The 15,428-nt window shown below is 65.8% G+C and carries 18 protein-coding genes and 1 pseudogene; 18 read left to right on the top strand and 1 reads right to left on the bottom strand.

All coding sequences use genetic code 11. The annotated features are described in order from the left end of the window. The 13 genes and pseudogenes from N7333_RS14060 to N7333_RS14120 form a co-directional block, all read left to right on the top strand. Positions 1-194 (top strand): annotated as a pseudogene (locus tag N7333_RS14060) (flagellar M-ring protein FliF); the annotation flags it as partial. Continuing rightward, the gene (locus N7333_RS14065) at positions 169-1,233 is read left to right on the top strand and encodes a FliG C-terminal domain-containing protein (RefSeq protein ID WP_012020169.1); all 1,065 of its coding nucleotides are present in this window, start codon (positions 169-171) and stop codon (positions 1,231-1,233) included. The pseudogene N7333_RS14060 and the gene N7333_RS14065, both read left to right, overlap by 26 nt. Position 1,234: 1 nt before the next feature. Continuing rightward, positions 1,235-1,927: a flagellar assembly protein FliH gene (gene fliH, locus N7333_RS14070; RefSeq protein WP_012020168.1), complete on the top strand. Its 693-nt coding sequence runs from the start codon at positions 1,235-1,237 to the stop codon at positions 1,925-1,927. Positions 1,928-1,933: 6 nt separating this feature from the next. Beyond that, a complete protein-coding gene (gene fliI, locus N7333_RS14075) occupies positions 1,934-3,250 on the top strand; it encodes a flagellar protein export ATPase FliI (RefSeq protein WP_012020167.1) in 1,317 nt (438 codons plus the stop codon). Next, positions 3,247-3,672: a flagellar FliJ family protein gene (locus N7333_RS14080; protein WP_129483683.1), complete on the top strand. Its 426-nt coding sequence runs from the start codon at positions 3,247-3,249 to the stop codon at positions 3,670-3,672. The genes fliI and N7333_RS14080 overlap by 4 nt, the downstream gene beginning before the upstream one ends. Positions 3,673-3,748: 76 nt before the next feature. Then, positions 3,749-4,027, top strand: a complete 279-nt coding sequence (gene flgM / locus N7333_RS14085) for a flagellar biosynthesis anti-sigma factor FlgM (RefSeq protein WP_012020165.1) — start codon at positions 3,749-3,751, stop codon at positions 4,025-4,027. Further along, positions 4,024-4,470, top strand: a complete 447-nt coding sequence (gene flgN, locus N7333_RS14090; protein WP_012020164.1) for a flagellar export chaperone FlgN — start codon at positions 4,024-4,026, stop codon at positions 4,468-4,470. The genes flgM and flgN overlap by 4 nt, the downstream gene beginning before the upstream one ends. An 84-nt stretch (positions 4,471-4,554) precedes the next feature. Next, complete coding sequence (locus N7333_RS14095) at positions 4,555-5,106, top strand: chorismate lyase (RefSeq protein WP_003242588.1); 552 nt, start codon at positions 4,555-4,557, stop codon at positions 5,104-5,106. A 104-nt stretch (positions 5,107-5,210) separates the two neighbouring features. After that, positions 5,211-6,101 (top strand): 4-hydroxybenzoate octaprenyltransferase, encoded by an 891-nt coding sequence (gene ubiA, locus N7333_RS14100; protein ID WP_129483682.1) that lies wholly within the window; start codon positions 5,211-5,213, stop codon positions 6,099-6,101. 83 nt (positions 6,102-6,184) lie between these two features. Further along, on the top strand, positions 6,185-6,874 hold the full coding sequence (gene phoB / locus N7333_RS14105) for a phosphate regulon transcriptional regulator PhoB (protein ID WP_003242584.1): 690 nt from the start codon (positions 6,185-6,187) through the stop codon (positions 6,872-6,874). 164 nt (positions 6,875-7,038) lie between these two features. Next, a complete protein-coding gene (phoR, locus tag N7333_RS14110) occupies positions 7,039-8,358 on the top strand; it encodes a phosphate regulon sensor histidine kinase PhoR (RefSeq protein ID WP_012020161.1) in 1,320 nt (439 codons plus the stop codon). Between the two features lie 62 nt (positions 8,359-8,420). Next, positions 8,421-9,761: a hemolysin family protein gene (locus N7333_RS14115; protein ID WP_012020160.1), complete on the top strand. Its 1,341-nt coding sequence runs from the start codon at positions 8,421-8,423 to the stop codon at positions 9,759-9,761. A gap of 211 nt (positions 9,762-9,972) precedes the next feature. Then, entirely contained in the window at positions 9,973-10,728 is a 756-nt protein-coding gene (locus N7333_RS14120; protein ID WP_003242579.1) for an outer membrane beta-barrel protein, read from the top strand. A 57-nt stretch (positions 10,729-10,785) separates the two neighbouring features. Here N7333_RS14120 and N7333_RS14125 read toward each other — a convergent pair whose 3' ends face one another. Next, the gene (locus N7333_RS14125) at positions 10,786-11,955 is read right to left on the bottom strand and encodes a BCCT family transporter (protein WP_012020159.1); all 1,170 of its coding nucleotides are present in this window, start codon (positions 11,953-11,955) and stop codon (positions 10,786-10,788) included. Positions 11,956-12,180: 225 nt separating this feature from the next. Between N7333_RS14125 and rd the strand changes: the two genes are divergently transcribed. From rd to N7333_RS14150, 5 genes are all read left to right on the top strand, one after another. Next, the gene (rd, locus tag N7333_RS14130; RefSeq protein WP_012020158.1) at positions 12,181-12,348 is read left to right on the top strand and encodes a rubredoxin; all 168 of its coding nucleotides are present in this window, start codon (positions 12,181-12,183) and stop codon (positions 12,346-12,348) included. Between the two features lie 71 nt (positions 12,349-12,419). Beyond that, entirely contained in the window at positions 12,420-13,568 is a 1,149-nt protein-coding gene (locus N7333_RS14135; protein WP_129483681.1) for an FAD-dependent oxidoreductase, read from the top strand. 187 nt (positions 13,569-13,755) lie between these two features. Then, entirely contained in the window at positions 13,756-14,028 is a 273-nt protein-coding gene (locus N7333_RS14140) for an HU family DNA-binding protein (RefSeq protein ID WP_003242571.1), read from the top strand. Positions 14,029-14,201: 173 nt separating this feature from the next. Beyond that, positions 14,202-14,600 carry a helicase gene (locus N7333_RS14145; protein WP_129483680.1) on the top strand — a complete coding sequence of 133 codons (399 nt, stop codon included), beginning with the start codon at positions 14,202-14,204 and terminating at the stop codon, positions 14,598-14,600. Positions 14,601-14,682: 82 nt separating this feature from the next. After that, complete coding sequence (locus N7333_RS14150) at positions 14,683-15,414, top strand: hypothetical protein (protein WP_177491269.1); 732 nt, start codon at positions 14,683-14,685, stop codon at positions 15,412-15,414. The last annotated feature ends 14 nt before the right edge of the window (positions 15,415-15,428 follow it).

The raw sequence follows: 15,428 nt of genomic DNA on the forward strand, positions 1-15,428 counted from the left end.
GCGACGAACCTCCGGGCGCCACGGTGCTCGGCGAGCTCAGCCCGCTGTCGGAGATCCGCCTGCCGGCGCCCGGCTCGGGCCTGGAGCTACAGATCGAACACCTGCAGATGTTGGCCAAGAACGATCCCGAGCGCGTCTCGGAAGTCATCAAACAATGGATAGGACGCAATGAGCGAGACCTCAACCCAGCCTGACGGCCGCGGTGGTTCCACCGCCAAGGAAATGCGCATGCGCGTGCAGAATCGCTCGCTGAGTTCGTCCGAGCAGGCGGCCATCCTCATGCTGAGCATGGGCGACGAGATTTCCGCCGGCGTGCTCCGCCACTTCTCCCGCGAGGAAATCGTCGCCATCAGCCAGGCCATGGCGCGCCTGTCCAACGTCAAGCAGCCAATGGTCTCCGACGTGATCGGCCGCTTCTTCGAGGACTACAAGGAGCAGAGCAGCATCAAGGGCGCCTCGCGTGGCTACCTGGCCGGCATGCTCAGCAAGGCGCTGGGCAGCGAGATCACCCGTTCGCTGCTCGACAGCATCTACGGCGAGGAAATCCGCGCCAAGATGGCCAAGATGGAATGGCTCGACCCCAAGCAGTTCGCCGCGCTGATCGCCAAGGAGCACGCGCAGATGCAGGCGGTGTTTCTCGCCTTCCTGCCGCCGGGCATGGCCAGCGAGGTGCTCGAGTGCATGCCCAAGGAGCGCCAGGACGAGCTGCTGTACCGCATCGCCAACCTCAGCGAGGTCAACAGCGACGTGATCGCCGAGCTGGAGCAGCTGATCGAACGCAGCCTGGCGGTGCTTAGCACCCAGGGCTCGCAGGTGCGCGGTATCAAGCAGGCGGCGGACATCATGAACCGCTTCAAGGGCGACCGCGGGCAGATGTTCGAACTGCTGCGCGCCCACGACGACCAACTGGTGGAGCGCATCGAGGACGAGATGTACGACTTCTTCATCCTCTCGCGGCAGAACCAGGACGTGCTGCAGGCACTGCTCGAGGCGGTGCCGCTGGAGGAATGGGTGGTCGCCCTCAAGGGCGCCGAACCCGAGCTGGTGCGCGCCATCACTGGCGCCATGCCCAAGCGCCAGGCGCAGCAGATGGAATCGATCAACCGTCGTCAGGGTCCGGTGCCATTGAGCCGCGTCGAGCAGGTGCGCAAGGACATCATGGCCGTGGTGCGGGAAATGTCGGCCAGCGGCGAGCTGCAGGTGCAGCTGTTCCGCGAACAGACGGTGGAATGAGATGACGGTCAAGGTGATCAAGGGCGATACCCGCCAGTGGCGCGCCTACCGCTTTCCGCCACGCAGCAGCCAGCCGGCAGTGGACTGGAGCGGCGATGCCGCCGGCCTGCAGCGGGTCATGGCCGACGGCTTTCAGCAGGGCATCGAGAAGGGCTACCAGGACGGTCTGCAGCAGGGCGAGGAAGCCGGACGCCAGGCCGGCTTCGAGCAGGGTCGGGCCGAGGGCCTGCGCCTGGGCCGTGAGGACGGCCGCAATGAAGGACGGCGCGAATTCGAGCTGGCCGCGCAGCCACTGGAGCGGATCAGCCAAACGCTCGAGCAGTACCTTGGCGAGCTGGAGCACAAGCGTCGTCAGGAGCTGCTGGAACTGGTGAAGAAGGTGTCGCAGCAGGTCATCCGCTGCGAACTCACGCTGCATCCGACCCAGTTGCTGGCACTGGTGGAGGAAGCCCTGAGCAGCATGCCGGGCGAGCCCGAAGACGTGCAGGTGCTGCTCAGCCCCGAGGAATACGCGCGGATCAAGGCGCTGGCGCCGGAGCGCGCGGCCGGCTGGAAGCTGGTGGCCGACGAGCGCCTGGCCTTGGGCGAGTGCCGCGTGATCACGCCGCAGGCCGAGGCCGACGTGGGCTGCCAGCAGCGCCTGGATGCCTGCATCGACACCCTGGCCGAACACCTGCATCTGACCGAGGCCTGATCGCGCATGCTGGATTACAAGCTCGACGAAGCGCTGCGCTCGCTCGACGGCGTGCAACTGGCCAAGGTGGCCGGGCGCCTGGTGCGGGTCTCCGGCATGCTGCTGGAGAGCCTCGGCTGCCAGCGCAGCACCGGCCAGCGCTGCCGCGTCGAGCAGGCCGACGGCAGCCTGCTGGATGCCCAGGTGGTCGGTTTCAACCGCGATATCACCTACCTGATGCCGTTCAAGAAGCCGGTCGGCCTGGCTGCCGGCTCGCGGGTGTTCCCGGCCAAGGACGAGGCGCTGCTGCAGATCGACGAGTCCTGGCTCGGCCGGGTGGTCAACGGCCTCGGCGAGCCGCTGGACGAGCGCGGCAAGCTCTCCGGGCGCGACCCGCTGCCGGTCGAGCTGCCCACGGTCAACCCGCTCAAGCGCCGTCCGGTGGAAGCTGCGCTGGATGTCGGCGTACGCGCCATCAACGCCCTGCTGACCCTGGGCAAGGGCCAGCGCGTCGGCCTGTTCGCCGGCTCCGGCGTGGGCAAGAGCGTGCTGCTGGGGATGATCACCCGGCAGACCAAGGCCGACGTGGTGGTGGTCGGGCTGATCGGCGAGCGCGGCCGCGAGGTGCAGGAATTTCTCCTGCATTCCCTCGGCGAGGAGGGGCTGCGCAAGGCCGTGGTGGTGGTGGCGCCGGCCAACGAGTCGCCACTGATGCGCCTGAAGGCCACCGAGCTGTGCCACAGCATCGCCGCCTATTTTCGCGATCAGGGCCAGGACGTGCTGCTGCTGGTCGACTCGCTGACCCGCTACGCCATGGCCCAGCGCGAGATCGCCCTGGCCCTCGGCGAGCCGCCGGCGACCAAGGGCTATCCGCCTTCGGTGTTCGGCATGCTGCCGGAGCTGGTGGAGAGCGCCGGCAACGGCGAGAGCGGCAGTGGCAGCCTCAGCGCCATCTACACCGTGCTGGCCGAGGGCGATGACCACCAGGACCCGATCGTCGACTGCGCACGCGCCATCCTCGATGGTCATATCGTGCTCTCAAGGCGCCTGGCCGATGTCGGCCACTACCCGGCCATCGACATTTCCGCCTCGGTCAGCCGCTGCATGAGCCAGGTCGGCGAGCCCGCGCACCTGGGCGCAGCGCGCCAGTTCAAGGAGTTCTACAGCACCTATGAAAAGATCAAGGAGCTGATCCCCCTGGGCGGCTACACCCCGGGCATGGACGCCAAGACCGACCGCGCCGTGCAGCTGGCGCCCAGCCTCGAACGCTTCCTGCGCCAGGAGGTCGGCAGCGGCGCCGAGCTCGGCGCCAGCATCGCCACCTTGCAGGGCATCATCAAATGAAACAGCAGATCGAAGTGCTCGGACGCCTGGCCAGCCTGCGCGGCAGCAGGGTGCAGCAGATGCTCGGCCGGGTCAGCTACCAGCAGAACCTGTGCCAGCGCTACCGCAACAACATCACCGGACTCAGCCGTCTGTGCGGCTTCAGCGTGCCGATGACCACGCCGCTGCAACGCGACAACCAGCAGCGCTACAAGGCGACGCTGTACAAGATGGTCGAACTGCAGCGGCGCGAGCTGGCGCTGGCCGAGGAGAATCTGGCACGCATCCAGGGCGAGCTGCTGGCGGCGATGCGCAGCGAGAAGGTCATCGCCCAGTTTCTCGAAGGCAAGATCAACGAATGGCAGGAGCTGCTTGCCCGCCAGGAGCAGAAGATTCAGGATGGCCTGGCCGCCCAGGCCTGGTGGCGGGCGCAGGTGAGTTAATTTTTCTTCGACGCGTTTAAGTCCTTGCCGCGTCTGGTCGCTCTTAGGCCATAACACCACGAGTTGGATTCGAATCATGGAAATCAGCAGGCACCTCAAGCCCAGCCTCAACCTGCCCAGCGACGCCCCGGCGCAGGTGCAGAGCGCGCGCGCGCAGAGCAGTACCGCCTCGCGTGCGGCGGCCAGCGCCGAGCCGCGTCTGGAGCAACTGCAGCAAGCCCTGCGCAGCCTGCCCGAGGTCGATCTGGACAAGGTCGCCCAGCTCAAGGCCGCTCTGGCTCGCGGCGAGCTGAGCAGCGATCCGGCCGCGCTGGCCGGCAGCATGCTCACCTATCACAGCGGTAGCGATGCGTGACCCTCAGTCGTGAGCAACAGCTGCTTCTGGTCGTCGAGCAGGACCTGCAACAGGACTGCGCCGACTACCTGGCCCTGCGCGGCCTGATGCAGGAGCTGTATCAGCAGTTGCTCAAGCGCGACAGCCGGCAGATCGACCTGCTCAACGAGCAGATCCTGCCGCTGGTGGACCAGGCCAAGGCCCGCGCCGAACGGCGCAGCAAGGTGCTCGCCGCCTTTCAGCTGGGCAGCGGCAATAGTGCGATGCAGAAGCTGCTGGCGCGTTATCCACAGGCCCAGCGCAAGCACCTCGAACATACCTGGGAGCAGCTCGGCCAGTTGGCTGGCCAGTGCAAGCGCCTCAACGAGCGCAACGGCAAGCTGCTGGCCATGCATCACGAGATTCTCGAACAGCTGCTCGGCGAGCCGGGCTCGGCGCAGCTGTACACACCGCAACCTTACTGAGTGGGCTAAAGCCCTCCCTACCGGTCTCAAGCGCCCGGCGCAGCGTGCTAGACTCGCGCGCTTCCGATTCGTGGTGATTCTGCCGTGCCTCACGCCGCCCTTGCCCATCCGCCGCGCTGGCTGACCAATGCCCAGCTGCATCCGCAGCCGCCTGCCGGTGTGCGCGACTGGCTGTTCAACGAGGATTCGCTGACCCGCCGCCTGACCGCGCTGTCCAACGACGGTTTCTCGGTAACGCCGCTGCAGGAGGGCTGGCAGCGTCTGCGCAATGACGAGTGCGCCGCCCTCGGCGTGGCCGATGGCAGCCAGGGCTGGGTGCGCGAGGTGTACCTGCGTGGTCACGGTCAGCCCTGGGTATTCGCCCGCAGCGTCGCCGCGCGTAGCGTGCTGGAAGGCTCTGGACTGAACCTGGCCGAGCTGGGCAGCCGCTCGCTGGGTGAGCTGCTGTTCAGCGATCGTGCCTTCGACCGCGGCGAGTTGCAGGCCTGTCGTTATCCGGCGGCCTGGCTGCCGGATGAGGTGCGAGAGGAGCGTCTGTGGGCGCGACGTTCGTGCTTCAGCCGCGGTGCACTCGGCGTGCTGGTGGCCGAAGTCTTTCTGCCGGCCTTCTGGCAGGCGGCCGCGATCGACGCGTAACCGCTCTGCTGCCGCTGGTAGACGGTGGGAGGAGGGCGACCCGAGCGCCTCGGCCGAAACGCTTTTCCCCTTATAATCCGCGCAACCTGCACGGAGACGCTTCGATGTACACCCGCCTGCTGCAATCGACCACCCGCCTGCACCCGCGCGCCTGGGACTTCATTCAGCTGATGCGCCTGGACAAACCCATCGGCATCTACCTGCTGCTGTGGCCGACCCTGTGGGCGCTGTGGGTGGCCGCCGAAGGCGTGCCGAGTGCGAAGAATCTGTTCATTTTCGTGTTCGGCGTGATCCTGATGCGCGCCGCCGGTTGCGTGATCAACGACTATGCCGACCGCAATTTCGACGGTCACGTCAGCCGCACCCGGGCGCGACCGCTGGCCAGCGGCAAGATCCAGCCGCGCGAAGCACTGCTGCTGTTCGCCGTGCTGGTGACCCTGAGCTTCGTGCTGGTGCTGTTCACCAACGCCACCACCATCTGGCTGTCGTTCGGCGGCCTGGCCCTGGCCGCCTGCTACCCCTTCATGAAGCGCTACACCTTTTACCCGCAGGTGGTGCTCGGCGCGGCCTTCTCCTGGGGCATGCCGATGGCCTTTACCGCCGAGACCGGCAGCCTGCCGCCGGAAGCCTGGCTGCTGTACATCGCCAACCTGCTGTGGACCGTGGCCTACGACACCTACTACGCCATGGCCGACCGCGAGGACGACCTGAAGATCGGGGTTAAATCCACCGCCATCCTGTTCGGCGACGCCGACCGCCTGATCATCGCCAGCCTGCAGGGCCTGGCGCTGCTCTGCCTGCTGCTGGCCGGCGCGCGCTTCGAGCTGGGCGTCTGGTTCCACGCCGGCCTGCTGGTGGCCGCCGCCTGCTTCGTCTGGGAATACCACAAGACCCGCAACCGCAAGCCGATGGCCTGCTTCAACGCCTTCCTGCACAACCACTGGGCGGGGCTGGCGATCTTCGTCGGCATCGTGCTGGACTACGCATTGCGCTAAGGCTTGCCGCCTACCTGTCATATCGCTGCAATAATTCCGTTATCTAATGCGGCGCAGACAGTTGAACGAACCGAGGCAGGACCATGGTTGGCAAGAACATCCTGATCGTCGATGACGAAGCACCGATCCGCGAGATGATCGCGGTGGCCCTGGAGATGGCCGGTTACGAGTGCCTGGAGGCGGAGAACACCCAGCAGGCACACGCCGTGATCGTCGACCGCAAACCCGATCTGATCCTGCTCGACTGGATGCTGCCCGGCACCAGCGGCATCGAACTGGCCCGGCGCCTCAAGCGCGACGAGCTGACCAGCGATATCCCGATCATCATGCTCACCGCCAAGGGCGAAGAGGACAACAAGATCCAGGGCCTGGAGGTCGGCGCCGACGACTACATCACCAAGCCGTTCTCGCCGCGCGAGCTGGTGGCCCGCCTCAAGGCCGTGCTGCGCCGTGCCGGGCCAAGCGACAGCGAGGCGCCGATCGAGGTCGGCGGCCTGCTGCTCGACCCCATCAGCCACCGCGTCACCATCGACGGCAAACCGGCCGAGATGGGGCCGACCGAATACCGTCTGCTGCAGTTCTTCATGACCCATCAGGAACGTGCCTACACCCGCGGCCAGCTGCTTGACCAGGTCTGGGGCGGCAACGTCTACGTCGAGGAGCGCACCGTCGACGTGCATATCCGCCGCCTGCGCAAGGCCCTCGGCGATGCCTACGAAAACCTGGTACAAACCGTGCGCGGGACTGGGTATCGTTTCTCCACCAAAGGCTGAGAAGCTGTTTACGATCTGCTGCGCGTCGGCCCTGCTGCGTTGAAAACAGGTTCGGAATGCTCATGTACAAAAGTACACTCCGCTTCCTCACCTGCTTTCGCCTTGCATGGCTCTAGCTCGCGAGATCGTAAATCAGCTTCTGCGGGTTCGCTCTTCTCACAAGGATGCGCTCCATCGTGAATCAAGACTGGCGTGGCGCCGTGGTGCGCCGCCTGTTGCTGCTGGTTGGCGCCTGCCTGCTGCTCGGCTTCATCACCGGCGAATACGCCTGGGCGCTGGCCGTGGGCCTGGCGATTCATCTGGGCTGGACCCTCAGCCAGCTGCTGCGCCTGCACAAGTGGCTGCGCGAGCACAAACCCGACGAGCCGCCGCCGGACGGTTACGGCCTGTGGGGCGAGGTGTTCGACAGCATCTACCATCTGCAGCGCCGCAATCAGAAGGCGCGCGGCCGCCTGCAGGCGGTGATTGATCGCGTGCAGGAGTCCACCGCGGCGCTCAAGGATGCGGTGGTGATGCTCGACAGCCAGGGCAATCTGGAGTGGTGGAACCGCGCGGCCGAGACCCTGCTGGGGTTGAAGACCCCGCAGGACAGCGGTCAGCCCATGGCCAACCTGGTGCGTGATCCGCGTTTCAAGGAGTACTTCGAGCGCGGCAACTACGCCGATGCGCTGGAGATTCCCTCGCCGATCAACGACCGCCGCCGCCTGCAGTTCCATATCACCCGCTACGGCAACCGCGAGCACCTGCTGCTGGTGCGCGACGTCACCCGCCTGTATCAGCTCGAGCAGATGCGCAAGGACTTCGTCGCCAACGTGTCCCATGAGCTGCGCACGCCGCTGACGGTGATCGCCGGCTACCTGGAGACCCTGCTGGACAACGTCGAGGCGGTCAATCCGCGCTGGCTGCGCGCGCTGCAGCAGATGCAGCAGCAGGGCGCGCGCATGCAGACCCTGCTCAACGATCTGCTGCTGCTGGCCAAGCTGGAGGCCACCGACTACCCCTCGGACAACCAGCCGGTGGCGGTCGACCTGATGCTGCTGTCGATCAAGAACGACGCCCAGGCGCTGTCCGGCGAACAGAACCACCGCATCAGCCTGGAGGCCGATCCGCACCTCAAGCTCAAGGGCAGCGAGACCGAGTTGCGCAGCGCCTTCTCCAACCTGGTGTTCAACGCGGTGAAGTACACCCCGGCCGGCGGCGAGATTCGCATTCGCTGGTTCGGTGACGAGCAGGGCGCGCACCTGGCGGTCAGCGACACCGGCATGGGCATCGAAGCCAAGCACCTGCCGCGCCTGACCGAGCGCTTCTACCGGGTTGACTCCAGCCGCGCCAGCAACACCGGCGGCACCGGCCTGGGCCTGGCCATCGTCAAGCATGTGCTGCTGCGCCACCGCGGCAATCTGGAGATCAGCAGCGTGCCGGGCAAGGGCAGCACCTTCACCTGCCATTTCGTACCTGCGCAGGTCGTCCAGCGCGGGCGCTGAGGGCTTGCATTCGTTGTCGCGAGCCCCCACCCTCTAGCGGTCATTGGCCAATTCGAACCTTCATGGACCCCTCCACGAGTCTTCCCGCTTCCGTCTACTTCGCCGACTTCGGTCTCGTTCTGTTCGCCCTGTTCCTGGTCCTGCTCAACGGCTTCTTCGTCGCCGCCGAGTTCGCCATCGTGCGCCTGCGCGCCACCAAGGTCGACGCCCTGGCCGAGGCGCACGGCTGGCGCGGGCACATCCTGCGCACCGTGCACAACCAGATGGACGCCTACCTGTCGGCCTGCCAGCTGGGCATCACCCTGGCCTCGCTGGGCCTGGGCTGGGTCGGCGAGCCGGCCTTCGCCGAACTGCTCACCCCGCTGCTGGCGGCCATCGGCATCGAGTCGCCGAGGCTGATTCACGGCATCGCCTTTTTCACCGCGTTCTCGATCATTTCCTACCTGCATATCGTCGTCGGCGAGCTGGCGCCCAAGTCCTGGGCGATCCGCAAGCCCGAGCTGCTCTCGCTGTGGACGGCTGCGCCGCTGTACGCCTTCTACTGGCTGATGTACCCGGCGATCTTCCTGCTCAACGCCAGCGCCAACGCCATCCTGCGCATCGCCGGGCAGGGCGAGCCGGGCCCGCATCACGAGCACCACTACAGTCGCGAGGAGCTCAAGCTGATCCTGCATTCCAGCCGCGCCGGCGCGCCCACCGACCAGGACCTGCGCGTGCTGGCCTCGGCGGTGGAGCTGGGCGAGCTGGAGGTGGTGGACTGGGCCAACTCGCGCGAAGACCTGGTCTTCCTGGAGCTCAACGCCAGCCTCGATCAGGTGTTCGCCACCTTCCGCCGGCACAAGTACAGCCGCTACCCGATCTTCGACGAGAGCAAGGGCGAGTTCGTCGGCGTGCTGCATATCAAGGACCTGCTGCTGCAGCTGTCGCTGCTGGAGATGCTGCCGTCCGCGCTCAACCTGGCGGATCTGATGCACCCGCTGGAGCGGGTCAACCGGCACATGCCGCTGTCGCAGCTGCTCGAGCAGTTCCGTCAGGGCGGCGCGCATTTCGCCCTGGTCGAGGAGGCCGATGGCAAGGTGATCGGCTACCTGACCATGGAGGACGTGCTCGAAGCGCTGGTCGGCGATATTCAGGACGAGCACCGCAAGGCCGAGCGTGGCATCCTCGCCTACCAGCCGGGCAAGCTGCTGGTGCGCGGCGACACGCCGCTGGCCAAGGTCGAGCGCCTGCTTGGCGTCGACCTCGACCATATCGAGGCCGAGACCCTCGCCGGGCTGATCTACGAGACGCTCAAGCGCATGCCCGAGGAGGAAGAGGTGCTGGAAACCGAGGGCCTGCGCATCATCGTCAAGAAGATGAAGGGGCCCAAGGTGGTGCTGGCCAAGGTGCTCAAGATCGCCTGAGGCAGCCCGTCACCGGCCAGGCTCGCAACGAGCCGGCCGGGTGACCATTCGGTCAACATTTTCTCCTCTGGCGCAGTCTCATTCAGGCTTCGTTCAGTTTCGCAACCACTCATCGGGTTTACCGAATCGCCGTGGTCAGGGGCAGTCTAGGAACTTACGTCCCACCTTTTGTGGTGAGCGGCGTTATCCACTCATTGCCAAGGACATAGTCATGCAGCTGACCAGCATAACCCCCAAAGCTACTCTCGCCCTGTGCCTGGCGGGCGCCTCGCAGGCCTATGCAGACTCGGTCACCGATCCGATTTCCACCCTCGGTGTGATCGCTTCGCACAACCAGTACAAGCTGACCGTGGACGACGAAAGCGACAAGGAACGCCTCAACCAGGGCGGTCTGTTCTTCCACTTCGGCAACAAGCTGACGGGGCAGGAAGGTTTCATCTACCAGGCCGGCATCGAAGGCCAGTACCGTGACAAGGACGATGTGGAATACAAGTCCTCGCGTGCCGACCTCGACCTCGGCCTGCGTGCCGCGCTGAGCCCCAACAACTACGTCGACGTGATCGTCGGTGGCGGTTACGACTGGGGTCGTATCGAGCAGGACGACGTCGGCCCGCTCGACAGCAACGTCAAGCTCACCAGCAAGTCGCCATTCGCCAAGGCCGGGCTGGGTTACAACTACCTGACCCCGGACTACACCCTGCGTCTGGAAGTCGGCGCGCGTTACTCCATCGACCCGGAGGCACGCCTGAAGGTCGACGGCGACAGCGACTCGGTGGACCTGAAGAACAAGGTCAACCCCTACGGCGAGCTGACCATGCTGTGGAACAAGGGCATCAACAACCTGCCGATCAGCACCAGCCTGTACTACACCCAGACCCGCTACGAGCTCGACAGCAACAGCGAACTCGCCGAGCGCAGCAAGCTCAAGCAGGAGCAGGTCGGCCTGCGCGTCGGTCTGGCGTTCTAGGCGCCCGCGGCCCCGATGCCCTCGCGGCATCGGGCCGTTGCCAGGTGTGCGCCGGCCTCAGGCGGAGGAGGACTTCGTGTGGCCGGCGCGCGCCATATCGATGCCGCGTAATGCCGGTCGGCAGCGGCGCAGCAGCAGACCCAGGGTCACGGCGTACAGGCCGATGACCGCCAGCCCCACCCACTGGATCTCGAACGGGGTGAACTTGAACGCCAGCACCAGCGCGCCGAGCAGGGCGAAGTGGCAGGCGATGAAGCGCCCGCGCCCCAGCCGCTGCACGCTCAGCCCCAGGTTGTCGCTGTACAGGCGCACCAGCGAGTCCACCGAGTTGATGACGAAGATCACCCCGACAGCCAGCATGGCCAGCTTCCACTGAGGCGCGACGGCGATGTCCGCGGCGAAATAGTGGTGCAGCACGGCGAACCAGATCGCCAGCGGAATCGACGGGATGATCAGCAGCGCCAAGAGCAGTTGGTAGGTTCGCAGGCCGCCGACGAAGCGCGAGACGAACTGGCCGATCATGATGCTCCAGGCGAACCACCAGAACAGGTAGAAGGCGTGGTAGTCGCTCAGCGGCAGGATGAACCGTGGCAGCTCGGCGAAGTAGCCGCTGCCGATGTCCGCCGCGGCCCTGGCGAGGTGAGCGGGGGTGAACGCGCCGACCAGCGCCATGCCCAGGATCAGCGCGAAGAACAGCCAGGTGGAGGCGACGCTGAGAATCTTCAGGTAACGAATGTCGGTGCTCGAATAGATCGCCGCGAGGAGGATCGCCACCACCGTGAGGTAGTGCCAGGTCTCGCTGACCTCCGGGGCGTACCAGGCGATGTTGACCAGGAACAGGTAGGCGGTGAAGGCACAGGTGGAGACGATCACCAGGTTGTTCACCAGCTTCACCGGGCGCAGCTCGAACAACTTCACCTTGGGCTCGATCACGCAGAAGTAGAAGGTGGTGATGAAGTAGAACGCCCAGATCAGGAAACCCCAGAAGCCGAAGGCCACCGCCAGCGGGTTGGAGAACTGGTAGGGCTCCTCGCTGGCGTAGGTGGGGAATTCGGTGAGCGGGAAGATGATCAGGCCCATGTCCAGGCCGGAAGTGAAGAGAATGGCGAGGAAGGTGAACAGCCCCACCGGCTCGCTGCCGGTGCAGCGCAGCCTGCCCCAGCGCAGCAGTACCCAGAGGGTCAGACCGAGCAGGGCGAGAATCGCAGCGGAGAGGATCAAGGACATCGATGCGTGGCCTCGTGGGTTCTTATAGGTCTTGCCCGGTTTTGCTCCGGGGGGCTCTGGATACTGCGGCAAGCCCGGCGGCTGCACATGTCCGAGGACGTCACCTGGTGCTCCGATTACGGCCTGACCGCCCCCCATCCTCCGGCTGGAGGCGCAGTCGCGCTCTTGGCTGGCGAGGCCTATCTGGAGTAGGGTCGGCTTGGGCAACTGTCGTAGGAGAGAGCGATGCGCAAATGGCAATGCGTGGTCTGCGGCTTCATCTATGACGAAGCCGAGGGGTTGCCCGAGGAGGGCATCGCGCCCGGTACGGCCTGGGAGGACCTCCCTGCCGACTGGGTATGCCCCGACTGCGGCGTCGGCAAGGCGGATTTCGAAATGATCGAAATCGCCTGACCCGCCCGCAACGCCAACCACTGGTGACGGCCGCGCGGGCCGTCGCGTCGTTTTCGCAGAGGAATCACAGCATGAGTGCACCTGTCGTCATCGTCGGTACCGGCCTGGCCGGCTACAACCTGGCCAAGGAGTGGCGCAAGCTCGACGCGCAGACGCCGCTGCTGCTGATCACCGCCGACGACGGACGTTCCTATTCCAAGCCGATGCTGTCCACCGGCTTCGGCAAGAACAAGGACGCCGACGGCCTGGCGATGGCCGAGGCGGGCGCCATGGCCGAACAGCTCAACGCGGAAATTCGCACCCATACCCGCATCACCGGCATCGACCCCGGGCACAAGCGTCTGTGGATCGGCGAAGAGGCCGTGCCTTACCGTGATCTGGTGCTGGCCTGGGGCGCCGAGCCGATCCGCGTGCCGGTGGAGGGCGATGCCCAGGACGCCATCTACCCCATCAATGACCTGGAGGATTACGCACGTTTTCGCAGCGCCGTGGCCGGCAAGCGCCGCGTGCTGATTCTCGGCGCCGGCCTGATCGGCTGCGAGTTTGCCAACGACCTCAGCGCCGGCGGCTATCAGATCGAAGTGCTGGCGCCCTGCGAGCAGGTGATGCCCGGGCTGCTGCACCCGGCCGCCGCTGCTGCCGTGCAGGCTGGCCTGGAGGGACTGGGCGTGGGCTTTCACCTCGGGCCGGTGCTGGCCAGTCTCGATCGTCAGGGCGATGCGCTGCAGGCCACGCTGTCCGATGGCAGCCTGATCGCGTGCGACGCGGTGGTCTCTGCCGTCGGCCTGCGCCCGCGCACCGCCCTGGCCGCAGCGGCCGGCCTCGACATCAATCGCGGGGTGATGGTGGACCGCCAGTTGCGTACCTCCCACGCCAACATCTACGCCCTGGGCGACTGCGCCGAGGTCGATGGCCTCAATCTGCTCTACGTGATGCCGCTGATGGCCTGCGCCCGCGCCCTCGCCAAGACCCTGGCCGGCGAGCCGACAGCTGTCGGCTACGGGCCCATGCCGGTCACGGTGAAGACCCCGGTATGCCCGCTGGTGGTGTCGCCACCGCCGCGTGGCAGCCACGGCGAATGGACCGTGGAAGGCAGCGGTGGCGACATCAAGGCCCTGTGCCGCGATGCTGCGGGCAGCCTGCTGGGCTATGCCCTGACCGGCGCCGCGGTGCAGGAGAAGCTGGCGCTGAACAAGGAATTGCCGCCGCTGCTGGCGTGATCGCCTGGCGTTCTGTCGGATACGCCACGAAATTGCCCGGCTAAAGTGTCGGACAACACTGGCGCAGCGCGATGCGGCATGCCATTCTCCAAGGGTCTGCCGCAGCGCAGAGCTGTTGCGGCGCCTTAGGCGCTGTTCTGGAAGAACAGCACGGACACAACAACAAAAAACCGTCAAAGAGGCATCTATGCGTAAACCGGAACTCGCCGCCGCCATCGCCGAAAAGGCTGATCTGACCAAGGATCAGGCCAATCGTGTACTCAACGCCGTACTGGAAGAAATCACCGGTGCACTGAACCGCAAGGACAGTGTGACCCTGGTGGGCTTCGGTACCTTCGTCCAGCGCCACCGTGGCGCCCGTACTGGCAAGAACCCGCAAACCGGTCAACCGGTGAAGATCAAGGCCAGCAATACCGTCGCCTTCAAACCGGGCAAGTCCCTGAAGGACGCGGTCAACTGAGCCCGCTGCCCGGAGCCGCTCGGCTCCGGGCTTCTCCCGCTTCTCATCAAGCTCCTTCTGCCCAAGGCGCGCCCTGCGTCTCTGACGCTGTAGCCGTGCTTTTGGCAGGCTGTAGTCCTGCAAGAAAACCACTACAATGCGCGGCCATCCTCTTCGATCACTAGGGCCCGTGCATGAAATTCCGTTTTCTTCTGTGGATGCTTGGCCGTCTGATGGCCAAGGCCAGCCGTGACAATCCAGACTTCCGCCAGCAGCTCGAAGGCCGCGACATGGTCTTTCAGCTGCACACCCTCGACGGCAAGGTGGCGCGCCACTTCATCGTTGCCGGCCAGCGTGTGACCAGCAAGCGCGGCGCGGCCAAGGAGCCTGCCTTCGCCATCGGCTTCAGGGATGCCGCCTACGGCTTCGAGACCATGACCGCGAAGAACAAGCAGCTGGCCTTCATGCAGGGTATCCAGAACAAGGACATCCAGATTCAGGGCAACCCGGCGCTGGTCATGTGGTTCCAGGGTCTGACCAAGTACCTGATGCCGAAGAAGAAGAAGGGTGACGCGCCGAAGAAGGCCGCCTGATAGTCATTCCTGCGCGCCGTCGCTGGTCGGCGCGCTGCGCTTTGGTTAGGCTGCCTGGCGAGTCCTAGTGGAAAGCCTGGTCATGCGTTTCTTCCTGTTGCCCTTGCTGTTGCTGGCCGCGCTCTCGGCGCGCGCCGAGCCCGCCGCGTCCCGCGCACTGCTGCCGCTGTTTGAACTGGCCGGTATTCACCTGCTGTGCGAACAGAGTGCGCCCTTGCTGCAGCGCGGTCAGGGTGAAGCCGAGCAGAAGCGCCTCGCTCAGCTGTTTGCGGGCGAGGCCTTCTGTCTGGAGCTGGCCACGCGCGTCGCGGCCCGTTTCGATGCGGTGCAGCAGGCCCGGGAGCGCCTCGATAGCCCGCTGGCGCGGCGTTTCACCGCCCTCGAGCGAGCGGTTGGTGAGCAGCCCGAGGGCCTGGCCGAATATCGCCAGCGTCTGCTTGAGCAACCGCCGCGGGGTGCGCGTCTGGAGTTGGTCAAGCGGCTCGATGCGGCGGCGCGCACCACCGAACTGGCTAGCCTGCTGCGTTACGAGGTGGGCAAGACCCAGGCGCTGCTGGCGCTCAGGGCGCGCGGCGAGAACCTCGACGAGGCCGAGCTGCAGGCGCAGACCCAGAAGCAGGCCGAGGCCATTCGCCAATCCAGCGCGCAAGCGGTGGAGTCCTTCATGCTCTATGCCTACCGGCAGATGCCCAGCGACCAGCTGGCCGAGTACGCCGCGCTCTACGAAGATGCCAGCGTCAGCCGCCTGCTCGCCATCAGTCTGGAAGTGGTGCCGCAATTGTTCGCCGAACGCCGCGAGCAGTTGCGCCGGTAGACCGGCGCCCGCTG

This window comes from Pseudomonas sp. GD04158 (genome assembly GCF_029834875.1).
Taxonomy (GTDB): Bacteria; Pseudomonadota; Gammaproteobacteria; order Pseudomonadales; family Pseudomonadaceae; genus Aquipseudomonas; species Aquipseudomonas hydrolytica.

Bases quoted from the DNA above. Each gene is read 5' to 3' on its own strand.
- flgM (WP_012020165.1), top strand. From the start codon at position 3,749: ATGGAAATCAGCAGGCACCTCAAGCCCAGCCTCAACCTGCCCAGCGAC.
- N7333_RS14065 (WP_012020169.1), top strand. From the start codon at position 169: ATGAGCGAGACCTCAACCCAGCCTGACGGCCGCGGTGGTTCCACCGCC.
- fliI (WP_012020167.1), top strand. From the start codon at position 1,934: ATGCTGGATTACAAGCTCGACGAAGCGCTGCGCTCGCTCGACGGCGTG.
- fliH (WP_012020168.1), top strand. From the start codon at position 1,235: ATGACGGTCAAGGTGATCAAGGGCGATACCCGCCAGTGGCGCGCCTAC.
- N7333_RS14125 (WP_012020159.1), bottom strand. From the start codon at position 11,955: ATGTCCTTGATCCTCTCCGCTGCGATTCTCGCCCTGCTCGGTCTGACC.
- N7333_RS14145 (WP_129483680.1), top strand. From the start codon at position 14,202: ATGAAATTCCGTTTTCTTCTGTGGATGCTTGGCCGTCTGATGGCCAAG.
- N7333_RS14120 (WP_003242579.1), top strand. From the start codon at position 9,973: ATGCAGCTGACCAGCATAACCCCCAAAGCTACTCTCGCCCTGTGCCTG.
- phoB (WP_003242584.1), top strand. From the start codon at position 6,185: ATGGTTGGCAAGAACATCCTGATCGTCGATGACGAAGCACCGATCCGC.
- N7333_RS14115 (WP_012020160.1), top strand. From the start codon at position 8,421: ATGGACCCCTCCACGAGTCTTCCCGCTTCCGTCTACTTCGCCGACTTC.
- ubiA (WP_129483682.1), top strand. From the start codon at position 5,211: ATGTACACCCGCCTGCTGCAATCGACCACCCGCCTGCACCCGCGCGCC.
- rd (WP_012020158.1), top strand. From the start codon at position 12,181: ATGCGCAAATGGCAATGCGTGGTCTGCGGCTTCATCTATGACGAAGCC.
- N7333_RS14140 (WP_003242571.1), top strand. From the start codon at position 13,756: ATGCGTAAACCGGAACTCGCCGCCGCCATCGCCGAAAAGGCTGATCTG.
- phoR (WP_012020161.1), top strand. From the start codon at position 7,039: ATGCGCTCCATCGTGAATCAAGACTGGCGTGGCGCCGTGGTGCGCCGC.
- N7333_RS14135 (WP_129483681.1), top strand. From the start codon at position 12,420: ATGAGTGCACCTGTCGTCATCGTCGGTACCGGCCTGGCCGGCTACAAC.
- N7333_RS14080 (WP_129483683.1), top strand. From the start codon at position 3,247: ATGAAACAGCAGATCGAAGTGCTCGGACGCCTGGCCAGCCTGCGCGGC.
- N7333_RS14150 (WP_177491269.1), top strand. From the start codon at position 14,683: ATGCGTTTCTTCCTGTTGCCCTTGCTGTTGCTGGCCGCGCTCTCGGCG.